At 63.7% G+C, this 3,943-nt stretch carries 4 protein-coding genes; 1 reads left to right on the forward strand and 3 read right to left on the reverse strand.

What is annotated here, in order from left to right; all coding sequences use genetic code 11:
• Window positions 1–1,016, forward strand: a 1,016-nt coding sequence (locus QZY07_RS09265) for an IS1380 family transposase (RefSeq protein ID WP_295401806.1), incomplete at its 5' end; no start/stop codon positions are given.
• Between the two features lie 236 nt (window positions 1,017–1,252).
• On the opposite strand, the gene rsxA is transcribed toward QZY07_RS09265, so the two are convergent.
• The 3 genes from rsxA to rsxC form a co-directional block, all read right to left on the reverse strand.
• On the reverse strand, window positions 1,253–1,834 hold the full coding sequence (rsxA, locus tag QZY07_RS09270; RefSeq protein WP_295401807.1) for an electron transport complex subunit RsxA: 582 nt from the start codon (window positions 1,832–1,834) through the stop codon (window positions 1,253–1,255).
• Between the two features lie 88 nt (window positions 1,835–1,922).
• Window positions 1,923–2,219, reverse strand: coding sequence for an RnfH family protein (locus QZY07_RS09275; RefSeq protein WP_295401809.1), 297 nt, complete (start codon window positions 2,217–2,219; stop codon window positions 1,923–1,925).
• Window positions 2,219–3,730, reverse strand: a complete 1,512-nt coding sequence (gene rsxC / locus QZY07_RS09280; protein WP_295401811.1) for an electron transport complex subunit RsxC — start codon at window positions 3,728–3,730, stop codon at window positions 2,219–2,221. Before rsxC ends, QZY07_RS09275 begins: the two co-directional genes overlap by 1 nt.
• Window positions 3,731–3,943: the final 213 nt, after the last annotated feature.

Here is a 3,943-nt window from a genome sequence, read left to right on the forward strand (position 1 = left end):
AGGACATTGATCGGATGGCACAAGCCTTCGTCGATCCGTTCATCGCCAGCGATTCCGAGGCACCTGAGGTGATCGTGATTGACCTGGACCATTCCGAAGATCCCACCCACGGCCAGCAGGCGTTCAGCTTTGACAACCATGACGATCGGAGCCACTGCGATCTGCCACTGTTTCTCTTCGAGGGGCTCTCGGGGACGTTCATCACCGCGGCGTTGCGCCCCGGCAAGCGTCCCACCGGCGCCGAGAACGCCAGGATCGTCAAACGCGTGCTGCAGCGGCTGCGCGCGGCTTGGCCCGAAACCCGCGTGATCCTGCGCGGGGATGGGCCTGTCGCCAACCCGGAACGCATGGCCCTCGCCCTCGCCGATGGCCAAACCGATTTCATCTTCGGCCTCACCGGCAACCGGATCCTGTCGCCACTGGCCACCCCCGTTCTGAACATCAACCGTCAACGTCATGCGGTGCGCGGTGAGAATGCCCGCCGCCTCAACCAGCCTCCACCGACCAGTACCCGCTCCTACCATGAACTGGAATACGCGGCCGGGACTTGGCCTCAGGCGTTTCGCGTCATCCTCAAAGCCGAGGTGATGGACTTCGACGACAACCCCCGCTTTGTCGTGACCTCGCTGGATCGGCCCTCGCCCGAGTGTCTCTCTCGCGATCTCGACAGCGCCCGCGGCCAGGACGAAAATTTCATCAAGATGCTCAAGAACGACCTGGCCAGCGAGCGCACCTCCGACCATCGCTTTCTAGCCAACCACCTGCGCCTGTTCTTCGCCTGCGGGGCCTACGTCCTACACCACGCGCTGCGCACCCAGGTACTCATCCACACCGAATTGGCTCAGGCGCAACCCGCGACGGTCATCTTGAAGCAGTTCAAAATCGCCGTGCGTGTGCTGCAGTACAAGGATCGCGTCAAGCGGCAACGGCCGTCGAACGGCCCGGTGAAGGCACGGCTGCACCGGGTCACCGAGATCGTCTTCCTGACCCGTCCGCCGGATCCGCTCATCACCTGACCCCGTCGCTCAACCCCCGGCCTTGACCATCCAGCCTGTTCGGGCAGGATCGCTCGCGCCTGTCTGATGGCAACGCCACCCTTCCGGGACGCTCAGGCGGGCCGGTTCCGACCGTCAAGGGTCACATCCTCACGTGTCGCAAGCGTCGGCAACCCCTCCTGCCGGCTGCATCGCCCTTGAAACCGACCATGATCATCGGTTTCTGGGCCTGCCCACAGGTTTATGAAACATCCGGGTTAGTTGGTACTGATACCGGAGAACCCCAGGAACGCCAGTGCCAGAAGGCTGGCGACGATGAATCCGATCGGCGGACCGGCGAACAGAGGCGGTACCTCGGCCAGTGCCAGACGCTCGCGCAGCCCGGCGAAGATGACCATGACCAGGCTGTAGCCGAGCGAGGAGGCAAAGGCGAACAGGGTCGCCGCGATGAAGCTCATCTTGCCCTCGACCAGCAGCAGCGCCACGCCCAGCACGGCGCAGTTGGTGGTGATGAGCGGCAGATAGATGCCCAACATCTGGAACAACGGCGGCGAGACCTTGCGTACCGTCATCTCGGTGAACTGCACGGCACCCGCGATCACCAGGATGAAGGTCACGGTACGCAGATAGCCCAGGCCGTAAGGGACCAATAAATAGTGTTCGACCGCCCAGTTCGCCATCGACGAGACAGTGATCACGAAGGTCGTCGCCAGCCCCATGCCGATGGCGGTGTCGATCCGGGTCGTCACGCCCATGAAGGAGCAGAGACCCAGAAAACGGGCCAGGATGACATTGTTGACCAACGCCGCGCCGACCATGAGAAGAATGTATTCCTGCATGCGCAAAAACCTTGGGTCATCAAGAACCCGGCAGATGTCGCCGGGTGGCGAGGACGCTGCGTTGAACGCTTGTTGACGACGACGTGGATCAATCGTCGTCGTTGCCCCCGCGGTCGCGACGCTCGACGGTCTCCGGATCGGCGGTGATGGGCCGGTAGATTTCCACCCGATTACCGTCGCTTAACTGGGTGGTGAGCGGAACAATCTTGCCGAAGATACCGACCTTGTTTTTGTTCAGATCGATCTCTGGAAATTGGTTGAGTAGCCCCGAGCGTTCGATCGCTTCGCGCGCCGTGCTGCCGTCGGGCACGTCGAGCACGTCGAGCACGTCGAGCTTCAGCCAGGTTTGCTTGAATTTGTCCGAATAGGCAACGCCGACGTGCATCAGTCGATCTCCTCTAGGTGGAGTTGGACAGGTCGAACCGCGTTCACTGATGCCTCCGCCTCAACCGTCTTCTTGGCGTCAATCTCGCGCTTGCGCGCGGCCATCGACTCCCGTTTGGCGCGCTGAATCGCCTCGATGCGTGCCGCGCGCTGCTCGATCAGCCGCTTGGTCTCGGCCTGCTTCTGCTTGGCGCGACCGCGCGTGGCCATCTCACCCTTCGCGTAGTTGAAGTACTGCACCAACGGGATATGCGATAGACAGGAATAGGAGCAGGCGCCGCAGCCGATGCAGTCCATCAGACCGATGTTGACCGCTTTCTCCAACTCGCCCACGCGCGCATAGGACGCCATTTCCAGGGGCACCAGGCCGCACGGACAGGCCGTCACGCAGCGACCGCAGCGCACGCAGGCCAAAGGTTCGCCGAGATTGGTCTCCTCGGCGGTCAGCGCCAGCACCCCATTGCTACCCTTGACCATCGGCACGAGGGTGCTCGGCAGGGGTTGACCCATCATGGGACCGCCGCTGATCAAGCGCGCCGGCTCTGCCTTGAAGCCACCGCAGTAATCGAGCAGATCCTGGACCTTGGTCCCGAGCGGTACCCGCAGGTTGCGCGGGTGCGAGATGGCGCGGCCGGTGACCGTCACCACCCGTCGAACCAACGGATAGCCAAAGCGCAGCGCCTCATGCACCGCGAAGGCGGTCGCGGGATTGTGAACGACCACCCCGATGTCCGCGGTCAACCCGCGCGCCGGCGTCTCCTGACCGGTCAGCGCCAGCACCAGATGCTTCTCGGAGCCCATCGGATAACGGGTCGGCAGTCTGGCGAGACGGATGTTGGGATCGGCCGAGGCGGCGACGGTCATGGCGGCCTGGGCCTCGGGCTTATTGTTCTCGATCCCGATGACGATCCGCGCGACCCCGAGCGCATGGGCCATGATGCGGATGCCGTCGATCACCGCCTCGGCCTGCTCGCGCATCAGCCGGTCGTCGCAGGTGAGATAGGGCTCGCACTCGGCGCCGTTGATGACCAGCGTGTGGAGACTGTATTTCTTGCGCAGATTGAGCTTGATCGCCGCCGGGAAGGTGGCGCCACCCAGGCCGACGATGCCTGCCCTCGCCACCCGCTCGGCGATCTCGTCCGGCTCCAGCGCGAAGGGGTCGGCGACCCCCTGAATCTGGTCCGACCAGCGATCCTCGCCATCCGGCTGGAGCGTGATGGTGGGCACCGAAAGCCCGGAGGCGTGGTGGGCCGGATAGCTGCCGACACCCATGATGCGCCCGGAGGTGGGTGCATGAACGGGGGCGGAGACGACGCCTTGACCCTGGGCGAGCAGATCGCCCTTGGCGACCCGTTGGCCGCGTCGCACCGCCGGGCTGGCGGGCGCGCCGATGTGCTGCTGCAAGGGGATGTGCAGCAGGGCCGGCATGGGCAGATCCTCGATGGCCTGGCCGGCCGCGAGCGCCTTGCGGTCCTCCGGGTGGACGCCACCGCGGATCTTGAAAAGTTTCATGACTGATCGTCGTCCTCTATCCGAGTGTGAAAAGCCGCGACTGCGCAAGGCCGGGAACGAGGCAGCGGTTAAGCTAGTACAGCGGCGCCCAAGTCCCTGTAAGGGCTTTGGCGATTAATGGTATCCTATTGACTATCTTGTTCGCACAGTACAGTCAGTATGATCGGCCAACCCCGTTACCGCATTAACCTGCTGGCGTCAGAACGGACCACG

Origin of the sequence: uncultured Thiocystis sp., assembly GCF_903866365.1 — a bacterium.
Taxonomy (GTDB): domain Bacteria; phylum Pseudomonadota; class Gammaproteobacteria; order Chromatiales; family Chromatiaceae; genus Chromatium.

Bases quoted from the DNA above. Each gene is read 5' to 3' on its own strand.
- rsxC (WP_295401811.1), bottom strand. From the start codon at position 3,730: ATGAAACTTTTCAAGATCCGCGGTGGCGTCCACCCGGAGGACCGCAAG.
- rsxA (WP_295401807.1), bottom strand. From the start codon at position 1,834: ATGCAGGAATACATTCTTCTCATGGTCGGCGCGGCGTTGGTCAACAAT.
- QZY07_RS09275 (WP_295401809.1), bottom strand. From the start codon at position 2,219: ATGCACGTCGGCGTTGCCTATTCGGACAAATTCAAGCAAACCTGGCTG.